13 protein-coding genes are annotated in these 13,967 nt (G+C 72.5%); 6 read left to right on the top strand and 7 right to left on the bottom strand.

The features are described 5' to 3' along the window. Window positions 1-2 precede the first annotated feature (2 nt). Window positions 3-380 (top strand): ArsR/SmtB family transcription factor, encoded by a 378-nt coding sequence (locus AC2CHG_RS12870; protein WP_007454255.1) that lies wholly within the window; start codon window positions 3-5, stop codon window positions 378-380. Between the two features lie 175 nt (window positions 381-555). On the opposite strand, the gene AC2CHG_RS12865 is transcribed toward AC2CHG_RS12870, so the two are convergent. The 4 genes from AC2CHG_RS12865 to AC2CHG_RS12850 form a co-directional block, all read right to left on the bottom strand. Next, window positions 556-1,401: a DedA family protein gene (locus tag AC2CHG_RS12865; protein WP_355512243.1), complete on the bottom strand. Its 846-nt coding sequence runs from the start codon at window positions 1,399-1,401 to the stop codon at window positions 556-558. 23 nt (window positions 1,402-1,424) lie between these two features. Further along, complete coding sequence (locus AC2CHG_RS12860) at window positions 1,425-3,941, bottom strand: polynucleotide kinase-phosphatase (RefSeq protein WP_484524808.1); 2,517 nt, start codon at window positions 3,939-3,941, stop codon at window positions 1,425-1,427. After that, the gene (locus AC2CHG_RS12855; protein ID WP_484524807.1) at window positions 3,938-5,467 is read right to left on the bottom strand and encodes a 3' terminal RNA ribose 2'-O-methyltransferase Hen1; all 1,530 of its coding nucleotides are present in this window, start codon (window positions 5,465-5,467) and stop codon (window positions 3,938-3,940) included. Before AC2CHG_RS12855 ends, AC2CHG_RS12860 begins: the two co-directional genes overlap by 4 nt. A 242-nt stretch (window positions 5,468-5,709) precedes the next feature. After that, window positions 5,710-7,275, bottom strand: a complete 1,566-nt coding sequence (locus AC2CHG_RS12850) for an LPXTG cell wall anchor domain-containing protein (RefSeq protein ID WP_484524806.1) — start codon at window positions 7,273-7,275, stop codon at window positions 5,710-5,712. 166 nt (window positions 7,276-7,441) lie between these two features. Here AC2CHG_RS12850 and AC2CHG_RS12845 point away from each other — a divergent pair, with 166 nt between their 5' ends. Both AC2CHG_RS12845 and AC2CHG_RS12840 read left to right on the top strand, forming a co-directional pair. After that, window positions 7,442-7,924 (top strand): SigE family RNA polymerase sigma factor, encoded by a 483-nt coding sequence (locus AC2CHG_RS12845; RefSeq protein WP_484524805.1) that lies wholly within the window; start codon window positions 7,442-7,444, stop codon window positions 7,922-7,924. Beyond that, on the top strand, window positions 7,924-8,976 hold the full coding sequence (locus AC2CHG_RS12840; RefSeq protein ID WP_484524804.1) for an LCP family protein: 1,053 nt from the start codon (window positions 7,924-7,926) through the stop codon (window positions 8,974-8,976). Before AC2CHG_RS12845 ends, AC2CHG_RS12840 begins: the two co-directional genes overlap by 1 nt. 12 nt (window positions 8,977-8,988) lie before the next feature. Here AC2CHG_RS12840 and AC2CHG_RS12835 read toward each other — a convergent pair whose 3' ends face one another. After that, window positions 8,989-9,198: a hypothetical protein gene (locus AC2CHG_RS12835; RefSeq protein ID WP_366618716.1), complete on the bottom strand. Its 210-nt coding sequence runs from the start codon at window positions 9,196-9,198 to the stop codon at window positions 8,989-8,991. A 138-nt stretch (window positions 9,199-9,336) separates the two neighbouring features. Here AC2CHG_RS12835 and AC2CHG_RS12830 point away from each other — a divergent pair, with 138 nt between their 5' ends. Together AC2CHG_RS12830 and fbaA are read left to right on the top strand one after the other, a co-directional pair. Further along, complete coding sequence (locus AC2CHG_RS12830; RefSeq protein ID WP_135242722.1) at window positions 9,337-9,720, top strand: phage holin family protein; 384 nt, start codon at window positions 9,337-9,339, stop codon at window positions 9,718-9,720. 163 nt (window positions 9,721-9,883) lie between these two features. Continuing rightward, a complete protein-coding gene (gene fbaA / locus AC2CHG_RS12825; RefSeq protein ID WP_194800169.1) occupies window positions 9,884-10,906 on the top strand; it encodes a class II fructose-bisphosphate aldolase in 1,023 nt (340 codons plus the stop codon). 92 nt (window positions 10,907-10,998) lie between these two features. Here fbaA and AC2CHG_RS12820 read toward each other — a convergent pair whose 3' ends face one another. Further along, the gene (locus AC2CHG_RS12820; protein ID WP_262012786.1) at window positions 10,999-12,210 is read right to left on the bottom strand and encodes an LOG family protein; all 1,212 of its coding nucleotides are present in this window, start codon (window positions 12,208-12,210) and stop codon (window positions 10,999-11,001) included. 262 nt (window positions 12,211-12,472) lie between these two features. On the opposite strand from AC2CHG_RS12820, the gene AC2CHG_RS12815 reads away from it, so the two are divergent. Then, window positions 12,473-12,901, top strand: a complete 429-nt coding sequence (locus AC2CHG_RS12815) for a DUF3151 domain-containing protein (RefSeq protein WP_135242725.1) — start codon at window positions 12,473-12,475, stop codon at window positions 12,899-12,901. Window positions 12,902-12,952: 51 nt separating this feature from the next. On the opposite strand, the gene AC2CHG_RS12810 is transcribed toward AC2CHG_RS12815, so the two are convergent. Then, window positions 12,953-13,967: MinD/ParA family ATP-binding protein (locus AC2CHG_RS12810; protein ID WP_484524803.1), on the bottom strand; the 1,015-nt coding region annotated here is incomplete at its 5' end.

The following is a 13,967-nucleotide window of genomic DNA, read 5'->3' as shown; positions in this document are numbered from 1 at the left end:
GGATGGAATACGTGGGAACTGCGTTGGCTGAAATGACCATGCCTCAGATCTCGCCGCTTGCCGGCGAGCCGATCGAACGCGCCGACGCCGAGCGGCTTGCGGGGGTCCTCAAGGCCCTTGCTGACCCCGCCCGGCTGCGGCTGCTCAGCCTGATCCAGTCGGCTCCCGAGGGGGAGGCGTGCGTGTGTGACCTCACCGCGCCGCTCGGCCTCTCGCAGCCGACGGTCAGCCACCACCTGCGAATCCTCACCGAGGCCGGCTTGCTGGAGCGGGAGAAGCGCGGGGTCTGGGCGTACTACCGGCTGGTGCCGTCCGCGATCGCCACGATCGCGGATCTGCTCACCCCGCCGCGGAAGCGGGCCACCAAGAAGGCTCGCTGAAACCTCCGGGCCGACCCGACCGAGGGTCGTCCCGACCGGGTGGCCGGTGGCGTGCGAGGGGTGGCGCCATCAGCGCACGGTGACGGCTGTCGTCGTCCGTGTGACCCGGCTGGAGCAGTGACGTCGAAGGCCGGTCCTCGTCCGAGGGCCGGCCTTCGGTGTCCGTACGACGTGCTCAGCGCCGGTGCTGACCGCCGTGCCCATCACCGTGCCCGGGCCGGTGCTCCTCGATGCCCTCCCGGGCCGCCTCCACAGTGCCGGCCACCGTCGCCGCGGTGATGACGGCGACCGCCTCGCCGCGCTTGCGCGCCCGCCGGTCGCGGAGGAACTCGAAGAAGATCGGCAGCACCGAGATCACGATGATCAGCGCGACCACCGGCAGGATGTACCTGTCGATCTTGTCGCCGATGGCGTCGTAGATCTGGCGGGCCAGCAGGTAGCCGACCAGCAGGATGCCGTCCACCCAGAGGATCGCGCCCACCACGTTCCACACGAAGAACTGGCGGGCCGGCATGCCGAGCACCCCGGCCACCGGGTTGAGGAACGTCCGCACGATCGGGATGAACCGGGCCAGCACCACTGCCTTCGCCGGGCCGAACTTCTGGAAGTAGTACTCCGCCTTCTCCACGTACTCCCGCTTGAACAGCCGGGAGTTGGGCTTCTCGAACATACGGCGGCCGTACCGGGCGCCGAGCCAGTGCCCGAGCTGGGCGCCGACGATGGCGCAGATCGGACCGCCGATCAGCAGACCGGCCAGGGACAGGCGGGTGCCGTCGCCGAAGATGGCGTCAGCCACCGGCGAGGCGGCCACCCCGGCCAGGAACAGCAGCGAGTCACCCGGGAAGAAGAAGCCGACCAGCAGCCCCGTCTCGGCGAAGAGGATCACCCAGACGCCGATCATGCCGAAGGTGTGGATGAGGTCCTTCGGGTCGAGCGGGTTCAGTGCCACGCTCTCGGAGAACATCCGGGTCTTCTCTGCTGTGTCCACGGCCACACAGGGTACCCCGGCCCGGTCCGGCATATCGGCCGGACCGGGCGTCGTCGTCAGAGGCGGGGGTCCACCGGCTCGGACTCGCAGGCGAGGATCGCGAACACCAGCTCGTGGCGACGCCAGAGCGGAGCGTCCTCGGCCAGCGCGTCCAGGGCGGCCAGGCCCAGACCGTGCTCCCGCAGGGCGAGCCCGCGCTTGCGCCCCAGCGACCGGCGGCGCAACGCGGCGAGCTGCGCCGCCTCGGTGTACCCGGGACCGTAGATGATCCGCAGGTACTCCCGCCCCCGGCACTTGATCCCCGGCTGGAGCAGCGAGCCCTTCGGCGAACGAGCGGCCAGGCCCGCGTACGGCTTGACCACCATGCCCTCGCCGCCGGCCGCGGTGAGCGCCAGCCACCACTCGGTCGCGTCGGCCACCGCCGACTCGTCGGCCAGGTCCACCACCCGACGCCGGGTCGGGGTGAAGAACTCCGGGTCGGCGGCGCAGAGCCGGTCGGCCAGCGCCAGGTGCCAGCCGTGGTCGCGTTCGGCGTAACTCACCCCGGACCCGGCCAGCACCGCGAACGGCGCCAGCGTCACCCCGCGCAGCCCGTCCGTCGGCCGGACGTACGCCCGGTAGGCAGCCGAGTAGGCGGTGATTTCGGCGGCCCGCCCGGCCATCCGGTCGCGCAGCCCGGCCACCGGCATCCCGCGCCCGGCGGCGGTGTCCAGCGCGGCGAGCACCGCCGGCAGCGCGGCCCGCCCGGCCGCGCCGACCCCGGCGTACTGCTCGCGGATCAGCCCGCCCGCCTTCGCCGACCAGGGCAGCAGCTCCGCGTCGAGCAGCAGCCAGTCGGTGCCCAGCTCGGCCCAGAGGCCGGCGCTGGTGACCGCGGCGCGCACCCGGGCCAGCAACTCGTCGTCGAGCGGCGGGTCGAAGAACGGCCGGCCGGTACGGGTGTGCACCACCCCGCCGCCGAAACGGCCCGGCTCCCGCTCCACGAGCACCACCGCCCGCGAGCCCATGTGCTTCTCCTCGCAGACCACCCGGTCGACGCCCGCCGCGCGGTAGTCGGCGAACGCCTCGGCCGGGTGCTCCAGGAAACCGTCCACGCTCGACGTGGAGCAGGGCGCCATGGTCGGCGGCAGCCACACCAACCGGCCCGGGTCGACCGCGAACCGGCTCATCACCTCCAGCGCGGCGGCGGCGTTCTCGGCCGGCACTGTGAGCGACCCGTACGCGTGGCTGAGGTGCCGCCGTCCGGTCACGTCGGCCAGGTCCAGCACGGTGTCCGGCCGCGACGGCGTTACCGGGACCAGCGGGCGGGCCGGGGCGTACCACTCCTTCACCGCCGGGACGGCCACCAGCTCCTTCTCCGGGTAGCGCAGCGCGGTGAGCTGCCCGCCGAACACGCAACCGGTGTCCAGGCAGATGGTGTTGTTCACCCACTCCGGCTCCGGCGTCGGCGTGTGTCCGTACACGACCATCGCCGAACCCCGGTAGTCCCGCGCCCACGGGTAGCGCACCGGCAGGCCGTACTCGTCGGTCTCGCCGGTGGTCTCGCCGTAGAGCGCGAACGACCGCACCCGGCCGGACGCCCGTCCCTGGTACGCCTCCTTCAGCCCGGCGTGCGCCACCACGAGCCGGCCGCCGTCGAGCACGTAGTGGCTGACCAGCCCGTCGATGAACGTCTCCACCCCGGTGACGAACTCCGGCGACTCGGCGGCGAGCTGCTCCATCGTCTCGGCCAGGCCGTGGGTCAGCTTGACGTCCCGGCCGCGCAGCTTGCGCAGCAGCTTCTGCTCGTGGTTGCCCGGCACGCAGATCGCGTGGCCGGCCGCCACCATGCCCATCACCAGGCGGAGCACGCCGGGCGAGTCCGGGCCGCGGTCCACCAGGTCACCGACGAACACCGCGGTACGCCCCGACGGGTGCGCCGCGTCCACCGGGCGGCCCGCGTCGTCGCGCCGCAGCACGTAGCCGAGCCGGGACAGCAGCGCCTCCAGCTCGGTACGGCAGCCGTGCACGTCCCCGACCACGTCGAACGGACCGGTCAGCTCGCGCCGGTCGTTGAACAGCTTCTCGTAGCGGATCTCCGCGGCGTCGATCTCGTCCACCCCGCGCAGCACGTGGACCTTGCGGAAGCCCTCGCGGGCCAGTCGCCCGTACGACTGCCGCAGGTCACGGCGCATCCGGTTCAGTACCTGCCGGCCGTGCGTGCGGTCGGCGCGCGCCTCCGTACGCTCCCAGGCCACCGCCTCCGGCACGTCCAGCACGATCGCCACCGGCAGCACGTCGTGCTCCCGGGCCACCCGGATCAGCCCGGCGCGGGCGTGCGGCTGGAGGTTCGTCGCGTCAACCACGGTCAGCAGGCCGCGGCGCAGCCGGATGGCGGCGACGTGGTGCAGCGCGTCGAACGCGTCGGCCGATGCCGACTGGTCGTTCTCGTCGTCGGCCACCAGGGCGCGGAACGTGTCCGAGGAGAGCACCTGGCTGGGCGCGAAGTGCCGCCGGGCGAATGTGGACTTGCCGGAGCCGGAGACGCCGACGAGCGCCACCAGTGCCAGCTCGGGGATGTCCAGGACGGTCATCGGTTCGTCGCCTCCTTCCGGTCGTTGTTGTCGCTCCGGTTGTTCCGGTCGGCCCGGTCGCGCCGGCCGGTGCTTTCGTCGCGGTCGGCGCGGGTGAGCACCGCCATCTGGGTCGGCGTGCCGACCTCCGGGTCGTCGTCGCCGACGCCGCCGAGCACCGCCGTGTAGCCGTGCGCCGCCGCCACCCGGTCCACCCAGGCGGCGAACTCGGCCCGGGTCCACTCGAACCGGTGGTCCGCGTGCCGGAACCGGCCCGGCGCGAGCCCCTCGTAGCGCACGTTGTACTCCACGTTCGGGGTGGTCACCACCACCGTGCCCGGCCGGGCGTGACCGAACACCGCGTCCTCCAGCGCCGGCAGGCGCGGCGGGTCGAGGTGCTCGACGACCTCCATCAGCACCGCCGCGTCGTACCCCCGGAGCCGGTCGTCCCGGTAGGTCAGCGCGGACTGCCACAGCCGGATCCGGTCCCGCTGCCGCTCCGGAAGACGGTCCAGGCGCAGCCGCCGGGCCGCCAGACCGAGCGACCGGTCCGACACGTCGACGCCCACCACCTCGGTGAACCGCCGGTCGGCGACCAGCGCGGTGAGCAGCGCACCCCCACCGCAGCCCAGGTCCAGCACCCGGCTCGCACCGCTGTCCCGCAGCGCGGTGAGCACCGCCTCCCGACGCCGTACCGCCAGGGAGGCCCGGCGGACGTCCTCCGCCGTCCCGGCTCCGCCGCCCGACGACTCGGCCGGTTCTCCGGTCGACGGCTCGATGCTGTCGTCGGCGGAGGGCTCGTCGGCCAGCCGCAGCTCGGTCAGCCGGGCCATCGCCTCGCCCGCGAGCGCCCGGCGGTGCGCCAGGTAGCGACGCGTGATCAGGCCGCGCTCCGGATGACCGGCCAGCCAGCCGGCACCGGCGCGCAGCAGCTTGCCCACCTCGTCCGGTGCCACCCAGTAGTGCTTCGCGTCGTCCAGCACCGGCAGCAGCACGTACAGATGATTGAGGGCGTCCGCGAGCCGCAGCGTGCCGGTCAGCGTCAGGTCGACGTAGCGGCTCTCGCCCCACTCCGGGTACGTCTCGTCGAGCGGGATCGGGGTGGCAGTCACGGTCCAGCCCAGCGGGGCGAAGATCCGTACCGCCAGCTCGGCGCCGCCCCGGCAGCGCAGCACCGGCACCCCTACGGTCAGCGGGATCGCGCTCGCGGCCAGCTCGGGACGGTCACGCGACTCGCCGCGCAGGGCGGAGCGGAACACCTTCGACAGCGCCGACGAGAGAAGGCTGGACGCCGCGTACGGCCGGTCGTTGACGTACTGCCCGAGCGCGAAGCCCTCCGGCGCGCGGTTCCGGCGGCCGCCGCCCAGCTTGAGCGGATCGACCTCGACCAGCAACGCCGCCGTGCAGCGCGCCTCGCCCGCCTCCGGGTAGAACACATGCGCGGAACCGGCGGGCAGGTCGAAGGTCTGCACGCGGTCCGGATGCTTCACCAGGAGGTGGCCGAGGTCGGTCGCCGGGCGGTGGGTCGTGGTGAGGGTCAGCAGCACTTGTCGATGATCTCTTGGTTTGTTGGCTCGTGTCGTGGGGGTTTCCGGGCTCCGAGTCGTGGGGGTTTCCGGGGGAGCCCGACCCGCTCCGGGCGGTCAGGCTTGATCCCTGCGCGGGTCGGGCTCCCCCGGAAACCTGACGTGGTCCCCGTCGCGTCGACCTGTGCTGCCTGGTGGTTCGGCCTAGATGTGGAGGTGCCCCGCCGACCGGGTGGTCGGCGGGGCACCGTTTGTGCTTCGGGTCAGGCGACGAAGCGGGTCTTGCGGCGGCGGCTCAGCACGTAGCCGACCGCACCCGCGGCGAGCAGCAGCGCGCCGATGCCGGCGATCAGGCCGGTGGAGGAACCGGTGATCGGCAGCGTGCCGCCGTCACCGCCGCCCTGGCCACCGTCGCCCGGGTTACCGGGCGTGCCGGGGGTGCCGCCGGCCGGGTTGATGACGATCGCGGCGGTGTCGTTCTTGCCGTTCGGGTCGCCGGAGAGCTTCGTGGTGAAGCTGCCCGCCGCGTTCGCGGTCACCGTGTCGATGCGCAGGCGGAACTCGTACGGGTTCTTCATGCCCTTGGGGCTCTCGGTGACCTGGCAGGCGTACTCCTTGGCCCCCGGCTCACCCCAGTTCGCGGTCCACGGGTCCCACTCCTTCGTGGGCAGGAACGGCACACAGTCGTACGGCGCCTCGACGACGGTCGTGCCGGCCGGGACGGTGACGCGGACCGGCAGGTCCTCCAGGCGGATGCCCGGGGTGCCCTGGCCCAGGTACTCCAGCGTGGCCGGACCCAGGTTGGTGAAGCTCGGCGCGACAGTGACGACGTCGCCCTTCTTCCCGGTGGCGGTGGCGCCCTCGGCGGCGAGGTCGGCCGGGTTGTCACCGGTGACCTTCACTGTCGCGACGGTGAAGTTGTTCATCTGGTCCAGGTCGGTCTGCGGCACCCGCGCGGCCTGCACCGACTTCTCGACCAGGCGCAGCTCGGGGCCCGTGCCGGGCTTGACCTCGTCCAGCCAGTCCTCGAACGCCTGGTCGAAGTCGTCGGTGGTCCACCAGTCGAGGTAGACCGGGAACCGGGCGCCGGTACGCGTCTCCGGGCGCAGCGTGATCGGCAGGTCCTCGGAGAGCTTGTACGACCGGCCCGGCTCGATCTTCGTGTCGAAGGCGCAGAAGGCGTAGAACCCGTCCTCCTGGGCCCGGCAGTTGGAGAAGTTCCCGCCGTACGACGCGAGCCAGTCGGCCTGCACGACGAGCACCGTCCCGTCGACTGTGGTGTCGCCGCCGTTGCGGACGACGCCGGGCACGGCGGCGCGGCCACCCGGGGCACCGCTCGCCTCGACGGTCGGGTCGCTCACCAGGTCGACGCCCTCGGCGATGGTGACGCCGGCCGTACCGGTGGCCGTCTTGCCGCCCGACGTGACGCTGATCTTCAGTGCGCCCTTCTGGCCCGGCTCGGCGGTGTCCTTGCCGTTGACCAGGTAGTCGAACCAGGGCTCGTCGCCGTCGGCAAGGTCCGCCTCGCAGTGCATCTTGGTGGAGGAGACGTCGCAGGTCCAGTCCCACGCCGGCTCGACAGTGGCGAAGGCCGAGACCGCGGAGAAGTCGATGTCGATCGTGGTGCGGCCGAACTTGGGCTCCGACTCGCCGTCGGACATGTGCGCGAAGAGCGAGCCGTAACCCAGGTGGCCCGGGGCGACGAGCAGGTCGTGCGTGACGACCTCGAACGGCGCGTCCGCCGCGAGGGCGGGGGTGGCGGAGGCGGCGACGAACGCGCCTGCGACGCCCAACCCGGCGAACCAGCGCCGGGTGGAGTTGCTGAGCATGTGGGGGGTCCTCCCGTGGGGTGATCAGGTGGAGCCCACGGAGCTTAAGGATTCCTTAAAGGATCGCGTTGTCCCACATCATGAATATTGACCGAACGGATGATCGGCGCCACCGCAATGTTCCACCTGCCCGGAACCGTCCATCAATCGGACACCGGGAGGTGCAGTGACGTACGAGGAGTTCGCCGACGCGCGGTTGGGCGCCCTGCTGCGGTACGCGGTCATGCTGACCGGGGATCCGCACCAGGCCCAGGATCTGGTGCAGGAGACCCTGGTCCGGGTCCAGCTCAACTGGCGGCGGGTGGCCCGCACCGACGCCCCGGAGCGGTACGTGCGCCGAATGCTCACCAACCAGTTCATCGACTGGCGGCGCGGATCGTGGGCGCGGCGGGTGCTGCTGCGCGGCGCAGCGGACGAATCGTTGCCCGCGCCGGCCGACCACGCCCAGTCCGCGGCGGACCGCGACCAGATCCGGGACTGGCTGTCCCGGTTGCCCAGGCGTCAGCGTGCCGCGCTCGTGCTGCGCTACTACGAGGACCTGCCGGACGCGGAGATCGCCGAAATCCTCGGCTGCGCCGTCGGCACCGTCCGGTCCAGCATCTCGCGTGCGCTGGCCACCCTCCGAGCCGAACTCGTGGAGGTCTCCTGATGATCGAGGACGAGCTGCGGGCCGCGTTCGCCCGCCTCGAGGAGTCGACCCCGCCCGTCGGTCCGATCCGGGCCGCCGTCGACCGGGCGGTGATCAGTCGCCGTCGGCGTCGTCGGCGCGTACGCCTGGCCGGCACGGCGCTGGCGGTCGCCGCCGTCGCACTCGTCGGTTTCACCGCGATGGCGCCCCGGCCACCGGCGCCCACGGCTGCGCCCCTGCTCGCCACGCCGGAGCCAGTGCCCGGCGGCGCGCTGAACCTGCTGCTGCTCGGCGTCGACCAGGCCGCGGGCAGCCGGCGCGCCGACTCGGTCCTGCTGGTGCACCTGCCGGCCGACCGGAGCCGGCTCTACCTCGTGTCGTTCCCGCGTGACCTGCTGGTGCCGGTGCCGCCGCAGGGCGGGACGGAGAAGCTCAACGCGACGTTCTCCCGCGCCGCCGGGTCGGGCACCGACCTGGCCGCCGGCTACCGGGCGACCCGCGAGGCGGTCGCCCGGCTGACCGGGGTACGCGTCGACGCCGGCGCGGTGCTCACGTACCCGGGGGCGCGTGAGCTGACCGACGCGGTCGGCGGCGTGCCGGTCTGCCTGCCGGCGCCGGTGCGTTCGGTGCACACCGAGCGGCGTTTCCCGGCCGGATGTCAGCGGCTCGACGGCGCGGAGGCGGTCGACCTGCTGCGGCAGCGGTACGGCCTGCGCGACGGTGGGCTGGACCGGGACCGCAACGCGGCCCGCTACGCCGCCGGCCTGCTCCGCCAACTGCGGGAGCAGGGCACGGCGACCGACCCCGCGCAGCTCGGCCGGCTGCTCGCCCGGATCGGATCGGCCGTCACGATCGACACCGGTGACCTGTCGCTGCCGGCGCTGACCGCCGCGAGCGGCCGAACCGCCGCCGCGGAGCCGATCGCGCTCGCCTTCCCGGTACGCGACGAGTGGAACGGTCGCGGGTACGAGCCGGACCCGGAACTCGCCCCCGGGTTCCTGGACGCGCTACGGGCGGACCGGCTGGCGCAGTGGGCCGCCGCCCACCCGGGGCAGGTCACCGCGCTGCGGTGAGCGGGCCCCGGATCAGCGGTAGTCGTCCTCGTCGGCGGTGACGACGCGGGCCTGCTCCATGGCGTCCCAGTCGTCGACCTCCATGCCCCGGTGCGGCTCACCGTCTGTCTCGTCGGTCACCGAGGTGGCCTGCTCGACCGCGTCGGCCGGCTCGGCCTCCAGATCCCGCTCCTCCGGGGCGAGGTGGTCACTGGGCGCGAAGTCCTCGTCGGGCTGACCCATCGTCCCTCCCTGTTCTCCGTGCGGGCATCGTCCCCACCACCGTACGGGCTGCTCCGGGCCCTCGCTGGGTGGCGGGCGGAACGGCGGAGTCGGCGATTGTCCCGCTCCCGGCGCACGGCCGGTGCCAGGATGGGAGGCATGGGCTTCCTGATCCGACTGGCGATCACCGCGGTCGCGTTGTGGATCGCGACCCTGATCGTGCCCGGAGTGGAGGTGAGCGGCCGCAACACCGGCAGCAACGTGCTCACCCTGATCGTGGTGGCACTGGTCTTCGGTGTCGTGAACGCGGTGCTCAAGCCGCTCATCAAGGTGTTCGGCTGCGTGTTCTACCTGCTCACGCTCGGCCTGTTCGCGCTCGTGGTGAACGCGCTGCTGTTCCTGCTGACCGACTGGATCGCCGGGGTGCTGAAGCTCCCGTTCCACGTGGACGGCTTCTGGGCCGCCTTCTGGGGCGCCATCGTGGTCGCGGTGGTGAGCTGGCTGATCAGCGTCGTCGTACCGGACCGGCTGGAGAACCGGTGAGCGGCGTCCGGGCCGGTTGTGCCCCGCTCACGCTCCTGCGGGATACTGCCCGCGGTGGACAGCGCGGTCCGGCGCAACCGTGGACGTGAGCGACCGGAACGGGTCGCGCCCATGGAAGACAGCGGCCTGCACGGCCGAGAGCGGTAAGTAAGGAGCGTTCGACATGCCCATCGCTTCCCCCGAGGCTTACGCGGAGATGCTGGACCGGGCCAAGGCCGGCCGGTACGCGTACCCCGCGATCAACGTGACCTCCTCGCAGACGCTGAACGCGGCGCTCAAGGGCTTCGCCGACGCGGAGAGCGACGGCATCATCCAGGTCTCCACCGGTGGTGCGGAGTACCTGTCCGGCCCGTCCGTGAAGGACATGGTGACCGGCGCGACGGCGTTCGCCGCCTACGCGCACGAGGTCGCCAAGAAGTACCCGGTGAACATCGCGCTGCACACCGACCACTGCCCGAAGGACAAGCTGGACAAGTTCGTCCGGCCGCTGATGGCCATCTCGCAGGAGCGCGTCAAGAACGGCCAGGAGCCGCTGTTCCAGTCGCACATGTGGGACGGCTCGGCCGTGCCGGTGGCGGAGAACCTGGAGATCGCCGAGCAGCTCCTCGCCGAGGCCGCCAAGGGCAAGATCGTCCTCGAGATCGAGGTCGGCGTCGTCGGCGGCGAGGAGGACGGCGTCGAGAACGCCATCAACGACAAGCTCTACACCACCGTCGAGGACGGCCTGGCCATGGTCGACGCGCTCGGCCTGGGCGAGAAGGGCCGCTACATGGCGGCGCTGACCTTCGGCAACGTGCACGGCGTCTACAAGCCGGGCAACGTCAAGCTGCGCCCCTCGGTGCTGCACGACATCCAGGTGGCGGTGGGCGCCAAGTACGGCAAGGACAAGCCGCTGAGCCTGGTCTTCCACGGCGGCTCCGGCTCGCTGCTGTCGGAGATCCGGGAGGCGCTGGACTACGGCGTGGTGAAGATGAACATCGACACCGACACCCAGTACACCTTCACCCGCCCGGTCGCGGACCACATGTTCCGCAACTACGACGGCGTGCTGAAGGTCGACGGCGAGGTCGGCAACAAGAAGATGTACGACCCGCGCGTCTGGGGCAAGGCCGCCGAGGCCGGCATGGCCGCCCGCGTGGTCGAGGCCTGCGAGCACCTGCGCTCCACCGGCACCACCATGAAGTGACCCTATGCGTGTAAGGAAGGGCCCCTTATTAACCGCTGTGGTTGATAAGGGGCCCTTCCTCTACCGGAGGCGTTAAAAAGGGGCCCTTCCTTTCACTGCGTCAGCACCCGGACGGCGTCGCGGACGTCGTCGGTCAGGTGGATCGTGTGCGACAGGTCGCCGAACGGGGACGCGGCGAACAGCGGCCGCAGCAGCGACTCCACCGGCAGTTCCGTGGTCCAGTACGTGCGGTCCAGGAAGACGTACGCCCCGCTCGCCCCGTCGGTGCCGTAGAACGTCTTGGTGGCCGCCTGGAACACCTCCTGCACGGTGCCGGCCTTGCCGGGTGCGAACACGATCCCGCCCCGGGCCAGCCGCAGGATGGTGTCCTCCCGGATGGCGTTGGAGAAGTACTTCGCGATCCGGCCCGCGAACAGGTTCGCCGGCTCGTGGCCGTACAGCCAGGTGGGGATGGCCAGCCCGCCGGACCGGGCCCACTCGGTGCCGGGCGCCGACGGGCGGGGCGAGGGCAGCGACGTGCCGTCCGCGTACCGCTTGCGCACCGCCAGCGCCGCCGCCGTGTACCGGTCGTGGTCGGTGAAGTCCGGCGCGACGGCGAGCACGTCGATCGCGGCGGACAGCTCCTCGGCCGGCCAGGCCGCGAGGAACGCGCCGAGGTTCGCCGCCTCCATCACGCCCGGACCACCGCCGGTGACCACCAGGCGGTCGGCCCGCGCCAGCTCCCAGCCCAGCACCGCGGCCATCCGGTACGCGACGCTGCCGCGCGGCACCGCATGCCCGCCCATCACCCCCACCACCGACTGCGGCCCGTGCGCGGCCAGCCACGACCGGGTGGCGTCGGCCAGCGCGTTGTCCACACCGTGGTCGTGCAGTCGCTGCCCGAGCGCCTCGCGTACGTCGGGCAGCGCGCCGCCGTGCGCCCGGAAGTGCGCGTACACCCGGGTGTCGTACATCTCGGCGAATCCGCCCTCGGCGAACCCGGCGGCCAGCTCGTCGGCGGTGTAGAGGTGCGACGGCTGGGTCGGGTAGGGCAGCCCGGAGAACGGCGGGACCACGTTGGCGCCCCGGCGGACCAGGTCCGCGCCCACCTCGCGGCCGGCGAACCGGCAGCCCACGAAGAGCGTGCCGGTGACGTCGACGTCGCGCAGGTCGGGGATCGGATCGAGGTCGAGGCGCAGGCCCTGCACGGTCAGGCCGGCCAGGGTTCCCCCGGCCAGCCGCTGCTCGAACGCGGTGCGGGTCTCGATCTCGTTGACGTGGGGTGCGTGCGGCTCGATGACGTCCGCGGGTGGTGGGGTCGGCACCAGGCCATCCTGCCCCCGCACGGCAAGTGCCGAAACCGGGGCGGGGAACGACAGGAGCCCGGCGGGCACGCCGCCGGGCTCCTGCGTAACCGGGTCCTGGGGAGGCTCCGGATCTGTATTTGTAGTGCAAGAACCACGGCGGCGGCATGGGCCGCGGGTACGTGTGCTCCCGCCGCAGGCGTGACGAAACCCTCAGCCGTTCAGCCAACCGTCCGGGCGGGGCCCCTCGCGTACCCGAGGGCGAAGCGGGTTGAATGGGGCGATGCAGAACCTGTTGCCTGAGCCACCGGCCACCCTGCTCCCGGTCCACGAGGAGGCCGACGCCGCATTGGCGGCGGCGGCCGAGCAGGGCACCGACGAGGCGTACGCCGAGGTCGCGGCCCGTTTCCCGACCTACAGTGCGGCCTGGGCCGCGCTGGCCGGCCGCGCGCTCGCCGCGGGTCAGGTCGTCACGGCGTACGCGTACGCCCGCACCGGCTACCACCGGGGCCTGGACCAGCTGCGCCGCAGCGGCTGGAAGGGCCACGGCCCGGTGCCCTGGTCGCACAAGCCCAACCGGGGCTTCCTCCGCTGCCTCTACGTGCTGTCCCGCGCCGCGGGGGAGATCGGCGAGGCGGACGAGGCGGCCCGGTGCGCCCAGTTCCTCCGCGACTGCGACCCGGCCGCCGGAGACGCGCTCTCCGGCGACTGACCACTGCCGCGACGGCCGGTCCCGACCCGGGCACCGGCCGTCGCGCCCGTCCTACAGCCCTTCCGCCACCGACGCGGCGATCTTCAGCCAGGCGTCCCGGGTGGCGGAGGAGAGCTGCCCGTACCGCAGCGGCTCGCCGGTGTCGATGAGCCGCTCGTACGGCGCCAGCAGCACCGCCCGGGTCCGCGCCGCGAAGTGGGCCTGGATCGCGGGCAGGTCGATCTCCTTGCGCGACGGCGGCATCGAGACCACTGTGACCGCCTGCCGGACCAGCCGCTGCCGGCCGCTCTGCTCCAGGTGGTCGAGCATCCGGGCGGCGGTCTCGGCCGAGTCGTTACGAGCCGACATGGTGACCACGAGCTGGTCGGTGGCGTCCATCGCGGCCTGCCAGTTCTGCGCCCGGACGTTGTTCCCGGTGTCCACGAAGATCAGCTTGTAGAAGCGGCTGACCACCTCGCGGATCTCCGCGAACGCGGCGGCGGTGAGCATCTCGCCGCCGGTCGCCGACTCGTCCGAGGCGAGCACGTCGAACATGCCCTCGCCCTGCGAGCGGACGTACTGCGACAGGTCGCCCACCCGCCCGTGCGGCCCCTGGAACTGGGCCAGGTCGCGCAGCATGTCCCGCACCGTACGGGCGTGGAAGTCCTGCTGGGCCCGCATGCCGAGAGTGCCCTGGGTCTCGTTGTTGTCCCAGGCCAGCACGTATCCGCCGCGCTTCTGCCCGAACGTCATGGCGAGCAGCAGGATCGCCACCGTCTTGCCGGCGCCGCCCTTCGGGTTGACGACTGTCACCTGGCGCAGCCCGCCGAAGTTGCGGCGGACCATCTCGATGTCGCGCTTCATCTCCTGCTCGTGCCGGCCGGGCGCGAGCCGGACCAGCCCGATCTTGTTCACCACCGCGCGTACGCCCATGGTGGCCACCGGGTCGACCGGCCGGGCCTGGCGGCGGCGGGCGAAGTCCTCGGCGGTCGGGGGCACCGCCTGCTGCGGCGTCCAGCCCTGCTCCGGGTGGGGCGCGCCCGGCTGAGGTGGTGGTGGCGGCACCACCGGGCCGGACACCGGCGCC

The sequence above is a fragment of the Micromonospora sp. ATLC20 genome (assembly GCF_057196585.1).
Note: the sequence above shows the minus strand (reverse complement) of the source record. Positions and strands in the feature narration are given on the sequence as shown.